Genomic DNA, 15,194 nt, shown 5'->3' with positions numbered 1-15,194 from the left:
CCGAGGGTGTAGCCGAAGCCCGGCTCCAGCGGCTCGATCACGAACCGGGAGCGGAACTCGTCGACGACCTCTTCGGTCAGAGACGGACGCTGAGCGATCAGCATGTGTGGATCAGATCCTTCTTTCGTGGACGCCCGCTATTTGACGCCCGACGGAACCGCCCCCGGCAAGAGGGGCGGGTACTGCAAGGGTACGGGCGGCACCGCTCCGAAGAGCCGTACCGCCCGCAACCTCAAGACAACCTGGCCTCAGACGCGGCGGCGCTTGGGCGGACGGCAGCCGTTGTGCGGGGTGGGGGTGACGTCCTGGATGGAGCCGACCTCGAGACCGGTGGCCTGGAGGGAGCGGATCGCGGTCTCGCGACCGGAGCCCGGGCCCTTCACGAAGACGTCGACCTTGCGCATGCCGTGCTCCTGCGCGCGGCGGGCGGCCGACTCGGCGGCCATCTGCGCGGCGAAGGGGGTGGACTTGCGCGAGCCCTTGAAGCCGACGTGGCCGGCGGAGGCCCAGGAGATCACGTTGCCCGAGGGGTCCGTGATCGAGACGATCGTGTTGTTGAACGTGCTCTTGATGTGCGCGTGGCCGTGAGCGACGTTCTTCTTTTCCTTGCGGCGCACCTTCTTGGCAGCGCCCTGACGACCCTTGGGGGGCATCTAGTAACTCCTACGGGGAGGTGGTCGGTCCTACAGCGAAGACCGCTGATGAAGCGTTGTCCGCTGTGGACTACTTCTTGCCCGGCTTCTTCTTGCCGGCGATGGCGCGACGCGGGCCCTTGCGGGTACGAGCGTTCGTGCTGGTGCGCTGACCGCGGACGGGCAGACCACGACGGTGACGGAGACCCTGGTAGCAACCGATCTCCACCTTGCGGCGGATGTCGGCCTGGATCTCGCGACGGAGGTCACCCTCGGTCTTGATGTTGTTGTCGACGTACTCACGAATCGCGACGAGCTGCTCCTCGGAGAGGTCGCGAACGCGGGTGTTCGGGTCGATGCCGGTCTCGGCCAGCGTCTGCTGGGCGAGGGTCCGGCCGATGCCGAACACGTAGGTCAGGGCGACCTCCACGCGCTTTTCGCGCGGGATGTCAACACCGGAAACGCGTGCCATTCAATGGCTCCTGGTGATCTTCGGAGGTCTGCCGCAGAACCGGTTCCCGGTCGCCGTATCAGGTACGAACCGGGTCCCCAGCCTCCGAACCGGGGGTGTCAGGCGATCGCTCGCCCGGGTCCTGCGTATGAACATGTTCAGCTCGCGTCGCGCGAATCTCTGCGATGTCGATGCAGAGGGATCGGTCGATCGTGCGTCAGCCCTGGCGCTGCTTGTGGCGCGGGTTCTCGCAGATGACCATGACCCGACCGTGACGGCGGATCACCCTGCACTTGTCGCAGATCTTCTTGACGCTCGGCTTGACCTTCATGGGATCGAGGTTCTCCGAGTCAGAGGGATCTACTTGTAGCGGTAGACGATCCGGCCACGCGTCAGGTCGTACGGAGACAGCTCCACCACGACCCGGTCGTCAGGGAGGATGCGGATGTAGTGCATGCGCATCTTGCCGCTGATGTGTGCCAGGACCTGGTGGCCGTTCTGGAGCTCGACCTTGAACATGGCGTTCGGCAGAGACTCGACGACAGTGCCCTCGATCTCGATGGCACCTTGCTTCTTGGCCACGCTTCGCCCTTCGAATCGACTACCTTGATCGACTCCCGCACTTTCCCTCAAGGGCGCATGCGGACATGCGGGTGCACGAGAGCCGACGAGTCAGTCTACGTCAGCCCACTCGGAAAGACGAATCGAGAAAGAATGCCCCGGCGGGGAGATCTTTAAGCGGGTGACTCTCAGGCAAGCGGGTCGGGAGCGGGGATGCCACCCTCGCGGCCATCACGCCAGCGGATCCGGCGCCGCCGTGACTCCCAGCTCCGCCAACTTCGCCTTGCCGCCGTCCGGAGCCGTCAGGACCAGCGGTCCCTCCTCCGTCAGCGCCACCGAGTGCTCCCAGTGCGAGGACCACGTGCCGTCCGTCGTGATGACCGTCCAGTCGTCGGAGAGGACCTCGGTCTTGGGGGTGCCCAGGGAGACCATCGGCTCGATGGCGAGGCAGAAGCCCGGGCCCAGCTTCGGGCCCTTGCCCCGGCGCCGGTCGACGTAGTTCAGGAGGTGCGGGTCCATGTGCATCTCGGTGCCGATGCCGTGGCCGCCGTAGTCCTCGATGATCCCGTACTTGCCGCCGCCCGGCTTCGGCTGGCGGCGGATGTACGTCTCGATGGCCTTCGACACATCCACCAGACGGTTGCCCTGCTTCATCGCCGCGATGCCCGCCCACATCGACTCCTCGGTCACCCGGGAGAGCTCGATCAGCTCCGGCGCGTGGCCGGAGCCCACGAAGGCGGTGTACGCCGCGTCGCCGTGCCAGCCGTCGATGATCGCGCCGCAGTCGACGGAGATGATGTCGCCGTCCTTCAACACCACCTCGTCGGACGGGATGCCGTGGACGACGACCTCGTTGACGGACGTGCAGATCGTGGCCGGGAAGCCGCCGTAGCCGAGGAAGTTGGGCTTGGCGTTGTTCTCGGCGAGGACCTTGCGCGCGACCTGGTCCAGATCCTTCGTGCTGGCGCCGGGCACGGCCGCCTCACGGGTGGCCGCGTGGATGGCGGCCACGACCAGCCCCGCCTCACGCATCTTGGCGATCTGCTCGGGGGTCTTGATCTGCACCATGGGGGCCCTGCGCTCTCCGTCACTCACGTCAACCGGTTACGTACACAACAGTACGGCCGTGACACCCCGGCGGGCGTCACGGCCGGACAGCAGCTGACGGCTACTTGCCGTCGTCCTCGCGCTTGAGCGCCTCCATGGCGCGCTGCGTGATCTCGTCCACCGGACCCAGGGAGGAGATCGTGACGACCAGCCCCTGTGCCTTGTAGTAGTCGATGATCGGCTCGGTCTGCGTGTGGTAGACCTCGAGCCGCTTGCGGACCGTCTCCTCGGAGTCGTCGTCACGCTGGTACAGCTCGCCGCCGCAGACGTCGCAGACGCCTTCCTTCTTGGCGGGGCTGTAGGTCACGTGGAAGACGTGCGCGGAGTCGTTGCGGCAGATGCGCCGGCCGGCGATCCGCTTGACGACCTCTTCCTCGGAGACTTCGAGGTCGAGTACGGCGTCCAGCTTGATGGCCTCGGTCTTCAGCAGCTCGTCGAGCGCCTCGGCCTGCGAGACGTTGCGCGGGAAACCGTCCAGCAGGAAGCCGCCCTCGGCGTCCGGCTGCTCCATGCGGTCCTTCGCCATCGCGATGGTGACCTCGTCGGGGACGAGGTTGCCGGCGTCCATGTAGGACTTCGCGAGTTTCCCGAGCTCCGTCTGCTGGCTGATGTTGGCGCGGAACAGGTCACCCGTGGAGATGTGCGGGATCGTGAGCTTCCCGGCGAGGCGGGTGGCCTGAGTGCCCTTCCCAGCACCGGGCGGCCCGACGAGGACGATTCGCATCAGCGGAGGAACCCTTCGTAATTGCGCTGCTGGAGCTGGCTCTCGATCTGCTTCACCGTCTCGAGACCCACACCCACGATGATCAGGATGCTGGTCCCGCCGAACGGGAAGTTATTGGTCGCCCCAAACCCAACCAACGCCATCGTCGGTACGAGAGCAATCAGGCCCAGATACAGCGAACCCGGCCAGGTGATCCGGTTGAGCACGTACGACAGGTACTCAGCGGTCGGTCGGCCAGCCCGGATGCCCGGGATGAAGCCACCATACTTCTTCATGTTGTCGGCGACTTCCTCGGGGTTGAACGAGATAGCCACGTAGAAGAACGCGAAGAAAACGATGAGCAAGAAGTACGAAACGATGTAAATCGGGTGGTCGCCCTTGGTCAGGTTCTGCTCGATCCACGTCTTCCAGCTCGCGTTGCTGCCGGAGAACTGCGCGACCAGCGCCGGAATGTAGAGCAGCGAGGACGCGAAGATGACCGGAATCACACCCGCCTGGTTGACCTTGAGCGGAATGTACGTGGACGTACCACCGTAGGAACGGCGGCCGATCATGCGCTTCGCGTACTGCACCGGGATACGGCGCTGGGCCTGCTCGACGAAGACCACCAGGCCGACCATGACCAGGCCGACGAGGATGACGGTGCCGAACTCGATCCAGCCGCCGGCCAAGGTGCCGGACTTCTTGATCGCCCAGAGCGCGGACGGGAAGGTCGCGGCGATCGAGATGAACATGAGGATCGACATGCCGTTGCCGATGCCGCGGTCGGTGATGAGCTCGCCGAGCCACATCACGACGGCCGTGCCGGCGGTCATGCAGACGACCATGACGATGGTGGTGAAGATCGCGCGGTCCGGGACGATGCTGGACGCGACGGTGCAGCCGTTGAAGAGGGCGCCGCTGCGGGCGGTGGCCACCAGGCCGGTGCCCTGCAGGATGGCGAGCGCCACCGTGAGGTAACGGGTGTACTGCGTGATCTTCGCCGTACCCGCCTGGCCCTCCTTCTTGAGGGCTTCGAGGCGCGGGATCACCACGGTCAGCAGCTGCAGAATGATGCTCGCCGTGATGTACGGCATGATGCCGAGGGCGAAGATCGTGATCTGCAGCAGCGCGCCACCGCTGAACATGTTGACGAGACCGAAGAGACCCTGGGTGCCGGAGGCCTCGGTCACACACTGCTGGACGGCCGTGTAGTTGACGCCGGGGATCGGGATGTGGGTACCGACCCGGTAGACCACGATGATGCCGAGCGTGAAGAGCAGCTTCTTGCGCAGGTCGGGCGTCCTGAACGCCCGGGCGAACGCGGTGAGCACGGTGCCTCCTGCGACCCCCGCGCAACTGCGTCAAGGGTGACGGTCTTGAGGTTCGACGGATACGAATAACGAACGGTGCAGGCTACCTTACCGGCGGCACAGCTTCCCGTGTAACGACCGACCGGGGATACCCCTTTGTGGGATATCCCCGGTCGGGATCGCTCAAGTCATCGAGACGTCCGAGTGGATCAGACGAGCTCGGTGACAGTGCCGCCGGCGGCGGTGATCTTCTCCTTGGCGGAGCCGGAGACGGCGTCGACCGTCACCTGCAGCGCCACGGAGATCTCACCCTGGCCGAGGACCTTGACCAGGCTGTTCTTGCGAACGGCACCCTTGGCCACCAGACCCTCGACGGTGACCTCGCCACCCTCGGGGTAGAGCACGGCCAGCTTGTCGAGGTTCACGACCTGGAACTCGGTCTTGAACGGGTTCTTGAAGCCCTTCAGCTTCGGAAGACGCATGTGGAGGGGCATCTGCCCACCCTCGAAGCGCTCCGGAACCTGGTAACGGGCCTTCGTACCCTTGGTACCACGACCGGCCGTCTTACCCTTCGACGCCTCACCACGACCGACACGGGTCTTGGCGGTCTTGGCGCCCGGGGCGGGACGGAGGTTGTGGATCTTGAGCGGGTTGTTCTCCGCCATGATCAGTCGACCTCCTCGACCGTCACGAGGTGGCGGACATGGCGAACCATGCCGCGGAACTCGGGGCGGTCCTCCTTGACGACCTGCGTGTTGATGCCCTTGAGACCAAGGGAGCGCAGGGTGTCACGGTGGTTCTGCTTGCTGCCGATGTAGGACTTGACCTGCGTGATCTTGAGCTGCGCCATGATCACACACCCGCCCCGGCACGCGCACGGAGCAGAGCCGCGGGGGCGACGTCCTCAAGAGGCAGACCACGGCGGGCCGCGACCTCCTCCGGACGCTGCAGGCCCTTCAGGGCCGCCACGGTCGCGTGCACGATGTTGATCGCGTTGTCGGAGCCGAGCGACTTCGACAGGATGTCGTGGATACCGGCGCACTCGAGCACGGCACGCACCGGACCACCGGCGATAACACCGGTACCGGGGGACGCGGGCTTGAGCAGTACGACGCCGGCAGCCTTCTCACCCTGGATCGGGTGCGGGATGGTGCCCTGGATCCGGGGGACCTTGAAGAAGTGCTTCTTGGCCTCCTCAACACCCTTGGCGATGGCGGCCGGCACCTCCTTGGCCTTGCCGTAACCGACACCCACGGTGCCGTCACCGTCGCCCACCACGACCAGCGCGGTGAAGCTGAAGCGACGACCACCCTTCACAACCTTGGCGACACGGTTGATCGCGACGACACGCTCAACGTAAGCAGTCTTCTCGGCGGCGGCTGCGCCACCGTCACGACCCTTACGGTCCCGCCGCTCGCCGCCACCGGCACCGCCACCGCGGCGCTGGGGTCCAGCCATTGGATTACCTCTCTCTTTCCGCTAGCTACGAGCGGCTCAGAACTTGAGCCCGGCTTCGCGGGCGGCGTCCGCCAGGGCGGCGATGCGCCCGGCGTACTGGTTGCCACCACGGTCGAATACGACAGCCTCGACACCGGCGGCCTTGGCGCGCTCGGCGACCAGGGCGCCGACCTGCTTGGCCTGCGCGGACTTGTCGCCCTCGCCACCGCGGATCGAGGTGTCCAGGGTGGACGCCGACGCAAGGGTGTGACCCTTGATGTCGTCGATCACCTGGGCCACGATGTGGCGGTTCGAACGGGTAACGACCAGACGCGGACGCTCCGCCGTTCCGTTGATGTGCTTACGGATCCGGATGTGGCGGCGCTTGATCGCGGCGCGCTTGTAGGCGTCGCCCTTGAGGATCTTCTGTCCGTATGCCATGGCTTACTTACCCGCCTTTCCGACCTTGCGGCGGATGACTTCGCCCTCGTACTTGACGCCCTTGGCCTTGTACGGGTCGGGCTTGCGCAGCTTGCGGATGTTGGCCGCAACCTCGCCGACCTTCTGCTTGTCGATGCCCTCGACCGAGAACCGGGTGGGGGCCTCCACCTTGAAGGTGATGCCCTCGGGCGCCTCGACGGTGATCGGGTGGCTGTAGCCGAGAGCGAACTCGAGGTTCGAACCCTTGGCCGTGACGCGGTAACCGACACCGCTGATCTCGAGCTTCTTCACGTAACCCTGGGTCACGCCGGTGATCATGTTCGCCACCAGCGTGCGGGACAGGCCGTGCAGGGCCTTGTTCTGACGCTCGTCGTTGGGGCGGGTGACGTTGAGAACGCCGTCCTCGCCCTTGGCGATGTCGATCGGCGCGGCAACGGTGTGGGTCAGCGAGCCCTTGGGGCCCTTGACCGAGACCGTACGGCCGTCGATGGTGACGTCCACGCCGGCGGGAACCGTGATGGGGAGCTTGCCAATACGCGACATAGCTGTTTCCTCCGTTCCCTTCCGCTACCAGACGTAGGCGAGGACTTCCCCACCCACGCCCTTCTTGCCGGCCTGCTTGTCGGTCAGGAGACCGTGCGACGTGGAGATGATCGCCACGCCGAGGCCACCGAGGACCTTGGGCAGGTTGGTGGACTTCGCGTACACCCGGAGACCGGGCTTGGAGATCCGCTTGATGCCCGCGATGGAGCGCTCACGGTTCGGGCCGAACTTCAGCTCGAGAACGAGGTTCTTGCCGACCTCGGCGTCCTCGACCTTCCAGCCCGTGATGAAGCCCTCCTGCTGGAGGATCTCCGCGATGTGCGACTTGATCTTCGATGCCGGCATCGTCACGGAGTCGTGGTATGCCGAGTTCGCGTTCCGCAGACGCGTAAGCATGTCTGCGATCGGATCAGTCATGGTCATGAATTGGCCTTCGGCCTCTCTCGCCGGGGTTTCCAGGTGCCCATCCCTCTCCTCGATCCGAGACGAGGCGGGTGCGGTGCGGTGGACCTACGGCGTAGTAAGTCGTAAAGGCGACCGTCAGGCGCCCAACCCTCCAAGCCTAAGCCATGGAAGGGAGGGCGCCTGACACGCCCATTGCTTACCGAGAGCTTCGGGAATCCCTAAATACCGGGATTACCAGGAGCTCTTGGTCACGCCCGGCAGCTCGCCACGGTGAGCCATCTCACGAAGGCACACGCGGCACAGGCCGAACTTGCGGTACACGGAGTGCGGACGGCCGCAGCGCTGGCAGCGCGTGTAGCCGCGAACACCGAACTTGGGCTTGCGAGCAGCCTTGGCAATCAGAGCCTTCTTCGCCATCTCGCTCACGCCTCCTTGAACGGGAAGCCGAGGTGACGAAGGAGCGCGCGGCCCTCAGCGTCGTTGGTCGCCGTGGTGACCACGGTGATGTCCATACCCCGGGTACGGTCGATCTTGTCCTGGTCGATCTCGTGGAACATGACCTGCTCCGTGAGACCGAAGGTGTAGTTGCCACGGCCGTCGAACTGCTTGGGGGACAGACCACGGAAGTCGCGGATGCGCGGGAGCGCGAGCGACAGGGTGCGGTCCAGGAACTCCCACATGCGGTCGCCACGGAGCGTGACGTGGGCACCGATCGGCTGACCCTCACGCAGCTTGAACTGCGCGATGGACTTGCGGGCCTTGGTGACGGCCGGCTTCTGACCGGTGATCGTGGTGAGGTCGCGGATGGCGCCCTCGATCAGCTTGGAGTCGCGGGCGGCGTCGCCCACACCCATGTTGACCACGATCTTGACGAGGCCGGGGATCTGCATGACGTTCTCGTACTTGAACTCGTCACGCAGCTTGCCCGCGATCTCCTCGCGGTACTTCGTCTTGAGACGCGGAGTGGTGGTGGTAGCCATCAGATGTCCTCACCCGTCCGCTTGGCAACGCGGATCTTGTTGCCCTCGTCGTCGAAGCGGTAACCGACACGCGTGACGACCTTGTTGCCGTCCTTCTCAACGACCAGCTGGACGTTGGAGACGTGGATCGGCGCCTCGGTCGTGACGATGCCACCGGCCTGCGAACCGCGAGCGGTCGGGCCGGCCTTGGTGTGCTTCTTGACCCGGTTGACACCCTCGACCAGGACGCGCTCCTCGCGCGGGAAAGCGGCAATGACCTTGCCCTGCTTGCCCTTGTCCTTGCCGGTGATGACCTGGACCAGGTCGCCCTTCTTGATCTTCATGCTTACAGCACCTCCGGAGCCAGCGAGATGATCTTCATGAACTTCTTCTCGCGCAGCTCACGCCCGACCGGGCCGAAGATGCGGGTGCCGCGAGGGTCGCCGTCGTTCTTCAGAATGACGGCGGCGTTCTCGTCGAAGCGGATGTACGAGCCGTCCGGACGGCGGCGCTCCTTGACGGTGCGAACGATGACCGCCTTGACGACGTCACCCTTCTTCACGTTGCCACCGGGGATCGCGTCCTTGACGGTGGCGACGATGACGTCACCGATGCCCGCGTAGCGGCGACCGGAGCCACCGAGCACACGGATGCAAAGGATTTCCTTCGCACCAGTGTTGTCGGCGACGCGCAGTCGCGACTCCTGCTGGATCACGTCTATCTCCTGTTTGTCTGCCGGTTCCCCGGGAGCCGCTCAGCGAGCGGCTCCCGGAGCCTGGCGGAACTGTCCTGCGAGGGGTGCCTCGCAGGAAATTACTTGGCCTTCTCGAGGATCTCGACGACGCGCCAGCGCTTCGTCGCGGACAGCGGCCGGGTCTCCGCGAGGAGGACACGGTCGCCGACACCCGCGGCGTTCTGCTCGTCGTGAGCCTTGAGCTTGTTCGTACGGCGGATGACCTTGCCGTACAGCGCGTGCTTGACGCGGTCCTCGACGGCGACGACGACGGTCTTGTCCATCTTGTCGCTGACGACGAGACCCTCACGGGTCTTGCGGAAGCCGCGGGCCTCTGCAGTCTGCTCAGTCACGTTGCTCTCACTCATCAGGCGCTCTCCACCGTCTCGATGCCCAGCTCGCGCTCACGCATCAGGGTGTAGATCCGCGCGATGTCCTTACGGACGGCCTTGAGCCGGCCGTGGTTCTCGAGCTGGCCCGTCGCCGCCTGGAAGCGGAGGTTGAACAGCTCTTCCTTGGCTTCGCGGAGCTTCGCCAGAAGCTCCTCGTCACCCAGCTCGCGCAGCTCGGACGCCTTGGTACCGGCCGACATCACGCTTCACCTGCCTCGCGCTTGACGATCCGGCACTTCATCGGCAGCTTGTGGGCCGCACGAGTAAGAGCCTCACGCGCAATCTTCTCGTTGGGGTACGACAGCTCGAACATCACGCGTCCGGGCTTGACGTTGGCGATCCACCACTCCGGCGAACCCTTACCGGAACCCATGCGGGTCTCGGCGGGCTTCTTGGTGAGGGGACGGTCCGGGTAGATGTTGATCCAGACCTTGCCACCACGCTTGATGTGACGCGTCATGGCGATACGAGCGGCCTCGATCTGACGGTTCGTCACGTACGCCGGGGTGAGCGCCTGGATGCCGTACTCGCCGAACGCAACCGTCGTGCCACCCTTGGCAGCGCCGCTGCGCCCCGGGTGGTGCTGCTTGCGGTGCTTGACCCTACGGGGGATCAGCATGTCGGTCAGGCCTCCGTTCCGGTGCTCTCAGCCGGAGCGGCGGCGGGGGCCTCGGCCTTGGGGGCCTCGGCGCCGGCAGCCTGCTGCGGCTTGCGACCGCGCCGCTCGCCACCGCGGCCACCACGGGCCGGGCGGTCGGCACCGCCACCGCGAGCCGGGCGGTTACCCGCACGGGCGGCAGCGTTCTCGGCGCGGACCTCGGCGATGTTCTTGACGTCGCCCTTGTAGATCCAGACCTTCACACCGATGCGGCCGAAGGTCGTCTTGGCCTCGAAGAAGCCGTAGTCCACGTTCGCGCGGAGCGTGTGCAGGGGCACACGGCCCTCGCGGTAGAACTCCGAGCGGGACATCTCGGCGCCGCCGAGGCGGCCACCGCACTGGATCTTGATGCCCTTGGCGCCGGCCTTCATCGCCGACTGCATGCTCTTACGCATGGCGCGGCGGAAGGAGACGCGGGAGGAGAGCTGCTCGGCGACGGCCTGGGCGACCAGCTGAGCGTCGGTCTCGGGGTTCTTGACCTCGAGGATGTTCAGCTGGACCTGCTTGCCCGTGAGCTTCTCGAGGTCACCGCGGATGCGGTCGGCCTCGGCGCCACGGCGGCCGATGACGATGCCCGGACGAGCGGTGTGGATGTCCACCCGCACACGGTCACGGGTGCGCTCGATCTCCACCTTCGAGATGCCGGCGCGCTCCATGCCGGACGTCATCATCCGACGGATGGCGACGTCTTCCTTGACGTAGTCCTTGTACAGCTTGTCGGCGTACCACCGGGACTTGAAGTCCGTGGTGACACCGAGCCGGAACCCATGCGGGTTAACCTTCTGGCCCATTACCGGGTTCCTTCCTTGCTGCTGACGACCACGGTGATGTGGCTGGTCCGCTTGCGGATCCGGTAGGCACGGCCCTGGGCGCGCGGACGGAACCGCTTCAGGGTCGGGCCCTCGTCGACGTACGCCTCGGAGATGAAGAGGCTGTCGGCGTCGGTGTGGTCGTAGTTGTGCGCGGCGTTGGCGATGGCGCTGTCGAGCACCTTGCCGACGGGCACGGAGGCTGCCTGCGGAGCGAATCGCAGAACAGCCTGAGCCTCCGTGGCGTCCATGCCACGGATAAGGTCCACCACGCGGCGGGCCTTCATGGGCGTAACGCGGATGTACCGCGCCTGGGCCCTGGCTTCCATGGTTGTCCCTCTCAGTTACTTACGTGTCTGAATGCGATCCGCTACTAGCGGCGCTTCGACTTCCGGTCGTCCTTGACGTGGCCCCGGAAGGTGCGCGTCGGCGAGAACTCGCCGAGCTTGTGGCCGACCATCGACTCGGTGACGAACACCGGGATGTGGGTCTTGCCGTTGTGCACCGCGATCGTGTGGCCGAGCATGGCCGGGACGATCATGGAGCGACGGGACCAGGTCTTGATGACGTTCTTGGAACCGGCTTCGTTCTGGGCGTCCACCTTCTTGATCAGGTGGTCGTCGACGAAGGGCCCCTTCTTGAGACTGCGCGGCATCTAAACCCGCTCCTAGCGCTTCTTGTTCGTCTTGCGGCGGCGGACGATGTACTTGTTCGAAGCCTTCTTCGGCGAACGAGTACGACCCTCCTTCTGACCCCAGGGGCTGACCGGGTGGCGACCACCGGAGGTCTTGCCCTCACCACCACCGTGGGGGTGGTCAACCGGGTTCATCGCCACACCGCGAACGGTCGGGCGGACGCCCAGCCAGCGCTTGCGGCCGGCCTTGCCCCAGTTGATGTTGCTCTGCTCGGCGTTGCCGACCTCGCCGACCGTGGCGCGGCAGCGCTGGTCGACCAGGCGGATCTCACCGGACGGCATGCGGAGGTGGGCCATCGAGCCCTCCTTCGCGAGCAGCTGCACGGAGGCACCGGCGGAGCGGGCGAACTTGGCGCCGCCGCCAGGACGAAGCTCCACGGAGTGGATCGTCGTACCGACCGGGATGTTGCGCAGCGCCAGGTTGTTGCCGGGCTTGATGTCGGCACCGGGGCCGTTCTCGATCCGGTCGCCCTGGTTCAGACCCTTGGGCGCCAGGATGTAGCGCTTCTCGCCGTCCACGTAGTGGAGCAGCGCGATGCGCGCGGTGCGGTTGGGGTCGTACTCGATGTGCGCGACCTTCGCCGGCACGCCGTCCTTGTCGTGACGACGGAAGTCGATCACTCGGTAGGCGCGCTTGTGTCCGCCACCCTGGTGGCGAACGGTCACACGACCGGCGTTGTTACGGCCGCCCTTGCTGTGCAGCGGGCGGACCAGCGACTTCTCCGGCGTGGACCGCGTGACCTCGACGAAGTCGGCGACGCTGGAACCACGACGGCCCGGCGTAGTCGGCTTGTACTTGCGGATTCCCATTTCTCAGTCCTCGTCCGATATCGGACGATCCGACCCGCTTACGCGGTCGGACCGCCGAAGATGTCGATACGGTCGCCCTCGGCGAGGGTCACGATCGCGCGCTTGGTCGCCGCACGCTGGCCGAAGCCGGTGCGGGTCCGCTTGCGCTTGCCGATGCGGTTGATCGTGTTGACCCCGGTGACCTTGACCGAGAAGACCGCCTGGACGGCCTGCTTGATCTGGGTCTTGTTGGCGTTCGGGTCGACGATGAACGTGTACTTGTTCTCGTCCAGGAGCGCGTAGCTCTTCTCCGACACGACCGGCTTGAGCAGCACGTCACGGGGGTCCGTGTACGACTTGCTCAGCGGCGTCTCGACGGTGTTCTTGCCCTCGGCGGCGTGGCGACGCGCCTTGGCGACGCGCGCGGCCTTGGCGGCCTTGGCCGCCTTGGAGGCAATGCTCGGGTGACGCGTAGCCATCAGGCTTCGCTCCCTTCGGTGTCAGCGGCCTTGGGGCCAGACACGAAGGACTCGAAAGCGGCCTGGGTGAAGACCACGTCGTCCGAGACGAGAACGTCGTACGTGTTCAGCTGGCCCGGCTCCAGGATGTGGACCTGGGGCAGGTTGCGGGCGGACAGCCACGCGGCCTCGTCGGCGCGGTCGACGACCAGGAGCAGGTTCTTGCGCTCCGAGATCTTGCCGAACAGCGTCCGGGCGGCCTTCGTCGACGGGTTCTCACCCTCGACGACGCCGGAGACGACGTGGATGCGGTTGTGGCGGGCCCGGTCGGTGAGGGCGTGGCGCAGGGCCGCGGCCTTCATCTTCTTCGGGGTCCGCTGCGAGTAGTCACGCGGCTGCGGGCCGTGGACGACGCCACCGCCGGCGAACTGCGGCGCACGGGTCGAGCCCTGACGGGCGCGGCCGGTGCCCTTCTGGCGGTACGGCTTCTTGCCGCCACCACGGACTTCACCGCGACGCTTGGTCTTGTGCGTGCCCTGGCGGGCAGCGGCGTTCTGCGCGACGACGACCTGGTGAAGCAGCGGGATGCTGATCTTCTCCACGCCGAAGATCTCCGCGGGGAGCTCGACGCTACCGGTCTTCTCGCCCGCAGGCGAAAGGATGTCAACAGTGCTCATCGGTACCTCAGGCCCCCTTGGCCGCGGTGCGGACCAGGACGAGGCCGCCGTTCGGACCGGGAACCGCGCCCTTGATGAGCAGCAGACCCTTCTCCGCGTCAACGGCGTGGACGGTCAGGTTCTGGGTGGTGACACGCTCGTTGCCCATGCGACCCGCCATGCGGAGGCCCTTGAACACGCGGCCCGGGGTGGCGCAGCCACCGATGGAACCGGGCGAGCGGTGCTTGCGCTGGGTGCCGTGTCCGGCGCCGAGGCCCTTGAAGTTGTGACGCTTCATGACACCGGCGAAGCCCTTGCCCTTGCTCTTGCCGGTCACGTCGACCTTGATGCCGGCCTCGAACACCTCGGCGGTGATCTCCTGGCCGAGGGTGTACTCGCTGGCGTCAGCGGTACGGATCTCGACGAGGTGGCGGCGGGGAGTGACGTCGGCCTTGGCGAAGTGGCCCTTGAGGGGCTTGTTCACCTTGCGCGGGTCGATCTCGCCGAAGGCGATCTGGACCGACTCGTAGCCGTCGCTGTCGTTCGTACGCACCTGGGTGACGACGTTCGGGCCGGCCTTGACGACGGTGACCGGAACAACACGGTTGTTCTCGTCCCACACCTGCGTCATGCCGAGCTTCTCGCCCAGGATGCCCTTGATCTGCTTGGTCATCTCTCAGATCACCGGCCCTCAGAGCTTGATCTCGATGTCGACACCGGCCGGAAGGTCGAGTCGCATCAGAGAGTCAACGGTCTTGGGCGTCGGGTCGAGGATGTCGATCAGGCGCTTGTGCGTGCGCATCTCGAAGTGCTCGCGCGAGTCCTTGTACTTGTGCGGCGACTTGATGACGCAGTACACGTTCTTCTCAGTGGGCAGCGGCACCGGGCCCGCGACCGACGCACCAGTGCGGGTCACCGTCTCGACGATCTTCTTCGCCGAGGAGTCGATGACCTCGTGGTCGTAGGCCTTGAGCCGGATGCGGATCTTCTGTCCCGCCATGGCTACTCAGTAGTCCTTCGTCTGTTTCACGCTCTGGAACCCGGCCCTCCGCACACTCACCCTCCGACCCACGCGGTCGGGCGTGTCGTGCTCCCGCTGACACAGATGTCCCTTGTTCGAACATCCCTTGTCTTGGGAAAGAGGTTCACCGGGTGCCTGGCCAGTGCCGCACTGACACTTCCCGAAAGATTCCCGTACGTCCGCCCCAGCGCTGCCCGAGGGCAGTTAGGGCGACGAGTACTGTGGGACTCGCTTCCGGTCCTCCCGGCGGGAGGCGCGCAGCATCAACACTCGACCGAGCAACTCGGACAGTCTGCCATATGGGGCAGGGGCCTGGCCAATCGAGCCGGAGAGAATACCCCGGGCGTGACGCACGTCAAACACAGGTCCGCAGGGGTACCGATCAACACCGTCCCGGGTGAACACTCTGCGTACACGCACGACGTGCGTGAA

General features: G+C 65.8%; 28 protein-coding genes and 1 pseudogene. All 29 read right to left on the bottom strand.

What is annotated here, in order from left to right; all coding sequences use genetic code 11:
- Positions 1–104: pseudogene (locus tag ACWC09_RS41000) on the bottom strand (DNA-directed RNA polymerase subunit alpha); the annotation flags it as partial.
- Positions 105–248: 144 nt separating this feature from the next.
- A complete protein-coding gene (gene rpsK, locus ACWC09_RS40995; RefSeq protein WP_003956432.1) occupies positions 249–653 on the bottom strand; it encodes a 30S ribosomal protein S11 in 405 nt (134 codons plus the stop codon).
- A gap of 70 nt (positions 654–723) precedes the next feature.
- Positions 724–1,104 (bottom strand): 30S ribosomal protein S13, encoded by a 381-nt coding sequence (rpsM, locus tag ACWC09_RS40990; protein WP_450856139.1) that lies wholly within the window; start codon positions 1,102–1,104, stop codon positions 724–726.
- A 196-nt stretch (positions 1,105–1,300) separates the two neighbouring features.
- Entirely contained in the window at positions 1,301–1,414 is a 114-nt protein-coding gene (gene rpmJ / locus ACWC09_RS40985; RefSeq protein ID WP_003998809.1) for a 50S ribosomal protein L36, read from the bottom strand.
- A 29-nt stretch (positions 1,415–1,443) separates the two neighbouring features.
- Entirely contained in the window at positions 1,444–1,665 is a 222-nt protein-coding gene (gene infA / locus ACWC09_RS40980) for a translation initiation factor IF-1 (RefSeq protein ID WP_003948620.1), read from the bottom strand.
- Positions 1,666–1,875: 210 nt separating this feature from the next.
- The gene (gene map, locus ACWC09_RS40975) at positions 1,876–2,712 is read right to left on the bottom strand and encodes a type I methionyl aminopeptidase (protein ID WP_450856138.1); all 837 of its coding nucleotides are present in this window, start codon (positions 2,710–2,712) and stop codon (positions 1,876–1,878) included.
- A gap of 100 nt (positions 2,713–2,812) precedes the next feature.
- Positions 2,813–3,475, bottom strand: coding sequence for an adenylate kinase (locus ACWC09_RS40970; protein WP_450856137.1), 663 nt, complete (start codon positions 3,473–3,475; stop codon positions 2,813–2,815).
- Positions 3,475–4,788: a preprotein translocase subunit SecY gene (gene secY, locus ACWC09_RS40965; protein WP_450856136.1), complete on the bottom strand. Its 1,314-nt coding sequence runs from the start codon at positions 4,786–4,788 to the stop codon at positions 3,475–3,477. Before secY ends, ACWC09_RS40970 begins: the two co-directional genes overlap by 1 nt.
- A gap of 188 nt (positions 4,789–4,976) precedes the next feature.
- Positions 4,977–5,432 carry a 50S ribosomal protein L15 gene (rplO, locus tag ACWC09_RS40960; protein WP_450856135.1) on the bottom strand — a complete coding sequence of 152 codons (456 nt, stop codon included), beginning with the start codon at positions 5,430–5,432 and terminating at the stop codon, positions 4,977–4,979.
- A gap of 2 nt (positions 5,433–5,434) precedes the next feature.
- Complete coding sequence (gene rpmD / locus ACWC09_RS40955; RefSeq protein WP_129307387.1) at positions 5,435–5,617, bottom strand: 50S ribosomal protein L30; 183 nt, start codon at positions 5,615–5,617, stop codon at positions 5,435–5,437.
- Between the two features lie 2 nt (positions 5,618–5,619).
- The gene (gene rpsE, locus ACWC09_RS40950; RefSeq protein WP_365145914.1) at positions 5,620–6,225 is read right to left on the bottom strand and encodes a 30S ribosomal protein S5; all 606 of its coding nucleotides are present in this window, start codon (positions 6,223–6,225) and stop codon (positions 5,620–5,622) included.
- A gap of 36 nt (positions 6,226–6,261) precedes the next feature.
- Positions 6,262–6,645, bottom strand: a complete 384-nt coding sequence (gene rplR / locus ACWC09_RS40945; protein WP_007494754.1) for a 50S ribosomal protein L18 — start codon at positions 6,643–6,645, stop codon at positions 6,262–6,264.
- Between the two features lie 3 nt (positions 6,646–6,648).
- Positions 6,649–7,188: a 50S ribosomal protein L6 gene (gene rplF / locus ACWC09_RS40940; RefSeq protein ID WP_269661073.1), complete on the bottom strand. Its 540-nt coding sequence runs from the start codon at positions 7,186–7,188 to the stop codon at positions 6,649–6,651.
- Positions 7,189–7,212: 24 nt separating this feature from the next.
- Positions 7,213–7,611 (bottom strand): 30S ribosomal protein S8, encoded by a 399-nt coding sequence (rpsH, locus tag ACWC09_RS40935; protein ID WP_007384075.1) that lies wholly within the window; start codon positions 7,609–7,611, stop codon positions 7,213–7,215.
- A gap of 213 nt (positions 7,612–7,824) precedes the next feature.
- The gene (locus ACWC09_RS40930) at positions 7,825–8,010 is read right to left on the bottom strand and encodes a type Z 30S ribosomal protein S14 (RefSeq protein ID WP_003948630.1); all 186 of its coding nucleotides are present in this window, start codon (positions 8,008–8,010) and stop codon (positions 7,825–7,827) included.
- A gap of 5 nt (positions 8,011–8,015) precedes the next feature.
- A complete protein-coding gene (rplE, locus tag ACWC09_RS40925; RefSeq protein ID WP_020135807.1) occupies positions 8,016–8,573 on the bottom strand; it encodes a 50S ribosomal protein L5 in 558 nt (185 codons plus the stop codon).
- Entirely contained in the window at positions 8,573–8,896 is a 324-nt protein-coding gene (gene rplX, locus ACWC09_RS40920; RefSeq protein ID WP_037929577.1) for a 50S ribosomal protein L24, read from the bottom strand. The genes rplE and rplX overlap by 1 nt, the downstream gene beginning before the upstream one ends.
- 2 nt (positions 8,897–8,898) lie before the next feature.
- The gene (rplN, locus tag ACWC09_RS40915; protein WP_003998823.1) at positions 8,899–9,267 is read right to left on the bottom strand and encodes a 50S ribosomal protein L14; all 369 of its coding nucleotides are present in this window, start codon (positions 9,265–9,267) and stop codon (positions 8,899–8,901) included.
- A 98-nt stretch (positions 9,268–9,365) separates the two neighbouring features.
- Positions 9,366–9,653 carry a 30S ribosomal protein S17 gene (gene rpsQ / locus ACWC09_RS40910; protein ID WP_007384073.1) on the bottom strand — a complete coding sequence of 96 codons (288 nt, stop codon included), beginning with the start codon at positions 9,651–9,653 and terminating at the stop codon, positions 9,366–9,368.
- Positions 9,653–9,877, bottom strand: a complete 225-nt coding sequence (rpmC, locus tag ACWC09_RS40905) for a 50S ribosomal protein L29 (RefSeq protein ID WP_003998824.1) — start codon at positions 9,875–9,877, stop codon at positions 9,653–9,655. Before rpmC ends, rpsQ begins: the two co-directional genes overlap by 1 nt.
- Positions 9,877–10,296 carry a 50S ribosomal protein L16 gene (gene rplP / locus ACWC09_RS40900; RefSeq protein WP_007494765.1) on the bottom strand — a complete coding sequence of 140 codons (420 nt, stop codon included), beginning with the start codon at positions 10,294–10,296 and terminating at the stop codon, positions 9,877–9,879. The genes rpmC and rplP overlap by 1 nt, the downstream gene beginning before the upstream one ends.
- 5 nt (positions 10,297–10,301) lie before the next feature.
- Positions 10,302–11,126 (bottom strand): 30S ribosomal protein S3, encoded by an 825-nt coding sequence (rpsC, locus tag ACWC09_RS40895; RefSeq protein WP_062023386.1) that lies wholly within the window; start codon positions 11,124–11,126, stop codon positions 10,302–10,304.
- A complete protein-coding gene (gene rplV / locus ACWC09_RS40890) occupies positions 11,126–11,473 on the bottom strand; it encodes a 50S ribosomal protein L22 (RefSeq protein WP_003974262.1) in 348 nt (115 codons plus the stop codon). The genes rpsC and rplV overlap by 1 nt, the downstream gene beginning before the upstream one ends.
- A gap of 44 nt (positions 11,474–11,517) precedes the next feature.
- Positions 11,518–11,799, bottom strand: coding sequence for a 30S ribosomal protein S19 (gene rpsS, locus ACWC09_RS40885; RefSeq protein ID WP_007384069.1), 282 nt, complete (start codon positions 11,797–11,799; stop codon positions 11,518–11,520).
- 12 nt (positions 11,800–11,811) lie between these two features.
- A complete protein-coding gene (gene rplB / locus ACWC09_RS40880; RefSeq protein ID WP_450856134.1) occupies positions 11,812–12,648 on the bottom strand; it encodes a 50S ribosomal protein L2 in 837 nt (278 codons plus the stop codon).
- A 38-nt stretch (positions 12,649–12,686) separates the two neighbouring features.
- Positions 12,687–13,106, bottom strand: a complete 420-nt coding sequence (rplW, locus tag ACWC09_RS40875; protein ID WP_359016919.1) for a 50S ribosomal protein L23 — start codon at positions 13,104–13,106, stop codon at positions 12,687–12,689.
- On the bottom strand, positions 13,106–13,762 hold the full coding sequence (gene rplD / locus ACWC09_RS40870) for a 50S ribosomal protein L4 (protein WP_450856133.1): 657 nt from the start codon (positions 13,760–13,762) through the stop codon (positions 13,106–13,108). Before rplD ends, rplW begins: the two co-directional genes overlap by 1 nt.
- A gap of 7 nt (positions 13,763–13,769) precedes the next feature.
- Positions 13,770–14,414: a 50S ribosomal protein L3 gene (gene rplC / locus ACWC09_RS40865; RefSeq protein WP_210572712.1), complete on the bottom strand. Its 645-nt coding sequence runs from the start codon at positions 14,412–14,414 to the stop codon at positions 13,770–13,772.
- An 18-nt stretch (positions 14,415–14,432) separates the two neighbouring features.
- Positions 14,433–14,741: a 30S ribosomal protein S10 gene (gene rpsJ / locus ACWC09_RS40860; RefSeq protein WP_003948644.1), complete on the bottom strand. Its 309-nt coding sequence runs from the start codon at positions 14,739–14,741 to the stop codon at positions 14,433–14,435.
- Between the last annotated feature and the right edge of the window lie 453 nt (positions 14,742–15,194).

It is taken from the genome of Streptomyces sp. NPDC001617 (assembly GCF_053596855.1).
This window is presented reverse-complemented; position numbering and strand designations above follow the sequence as displayed.

Bases quoted from the DNA above. Each gene is read 5' to 3' on its own strand.
- rpsM (WP_450856139.1), bottom strand. From the start codon at position 1,104: ATGGCACGCGTTTCCGGTGTTGACATCCCGCGCGAAAAGCGCGTGGAG.
- rpsC (WP_062023386.1), bottom strand. From the start codon at position 11,126: ATGGGCCAGAAGGTTAACCCGCATGGGTTCCGGCTCGGTGTCACCACG.
- rplF (WP_269661073.1), bottom strand. From the start codon at position 7,188: ATGTCGCGTATTGGCAAGCTCCCCATCACGGTTCCCGCCGGCGTGGAC.
- rplX (WP_037929577.1), bottom strand. From the start codon at position 8,896: ATGAAGATCAAGAAGGGCGACCTGGTCCAGGTCATCACCGGCAAGGAC.
- rpmD (WP_129307387.1), bottom strand. From the start codon at position 5,617: ATGGCGCAGCTCAAGATCACGCAGGTCAAGTCCTACATCGGCAGCAAG.
- ACWC09_RS40930 (WP_003948630.1), bottom strand. From the start codon at position 8,010: ATGGCGAAGAAGGCTCTGATTGCCAAGGCTGCTCGCAAGCCCAAGTTC.
- rplO (WP_450856135.1), bottom strand. From the start codon at position 5,432: ATGGCGGAGAACAACCCGCTCAAGATCCACAACCTCCGTCCCGCCCCG.
- rplD (WP_450856133.1), bottom strand. From the start codon at position 13,762: ATGAGCACTGTTGACATCCTTTCGCCTGCGGGCGAGAAGACCGGTAGC.
- rpsE (WP_365145914.1), bottom strand. From the start codon at position 6,225: ATGGCTGGACCCCAGCGCCGCGGTGGCGGTGCCGGTGGCGGCGAGCGG.
- rpsH (WP_007384075.1), bottom strand. From the start codon at position 7,611: ATGACCATGACTGATCCGATCGCAGACATGCTTACGCGTCTGCGGAAC.
- rpsS (WP_007384069.1), bottom strand. From the start codon at position 11,799: ATGCCGCGCAGTCTCAAGAAGGGGCCCTTCGTCGACGACCACCTGATC.
- rplP (WP_007494765.1), bottom strand. From the start codon at position 10,296: ATGCTGATCCCCCGTAGGGTCAAGCACCGCAAGCAGCACCACCCGGGG.
- ACWC09_RS40970 (WP_450856137.1), bottom strand. From the start codon at position 3,475: ATGCGAATCGTCCTCGTCGGGCCGCCCGGTGCTGGGAAGGGCACTCAG.
- rplB (WP_450856134.1), bottom strand. From the start codon at position 12,648: ATGGGAATCCGCAAGTACAAGCCGACTACGCCGGGCCGTCGTGGTTCC.
- rplW (WP_359016919.1), bottom strand. From the start codon at position 13,106: ATGGCTACGCGTCACCCGAGCATTGCCTCCAAGGCGGCCAAGGCCGCC.
- rpmC (WP_003998824.1), bottom strand. From the start codon at position 9,877: ATGTCGGCCGGTACCAAGGCGTCCGAGCTGCGCGAGCTGGGTGACGAG.
- rplV (WP_003974262.1), bottom strand. From the start codon at position 11,473: ATGGAAGCCAGGGCCCAGGCGCGGTACATCCGCGTTACGCCCATGAAG.
- rplE (WP_020135807.1), bottom strand. From the start codon at position 8,573: ATGGCTACCACCACCACTCCGCGTCTCAAGACGAAGTACCGCGAGGAG.
- rplC (WP_210572712.1), bottom strand. From the start codon at position 14,414: ATGACCAAGCAGATCAAGGGCATCCTGGGCGAGAAGCTCGGCATGACG.
- rpsJ (WP_003948644.1), bottom strand. From the start codon at position 14,741: ATGGCGGGACAGAAGATCCGCATCCGGCTCAAGGCCTACGACCACGAG.
- map (WP_450856138.1), bottom strand. From the start codon at position 2,712: ATGGTGCAGATCAAGACCCCCGAGCAGATCGCCAAGATGCGTGAGGCG.
- rplR (WP_007494754.1), bottom strand. From the start codon at position 6,645: ATGGCATACGGACAGAAGATCCTCAAGGGCGACGCCTACAAGCGCGCC.
- rpsK (WP_003956432.1), bottom strand. From the start codon at position 653: ATGCCCCCCAAGGGTCGTCAGGGCGCTGCCAAGAAGGTGCGCCGCAAG.
- rpmJ (WP_003998809.1), bottom strand. From the start codon at position 1,414: ATGAAGGTCAAGCCGAGCGTCAAGAAGATCTGCGACAAGTGCAGGGTG.
- rpsQ (WP_007384073.1), bottom strand. From the start codon at position 9,653: ATGAGTGAGAGCAACGTGACTGAGCAGACTGCAGAGGCCCGCGGCTTC.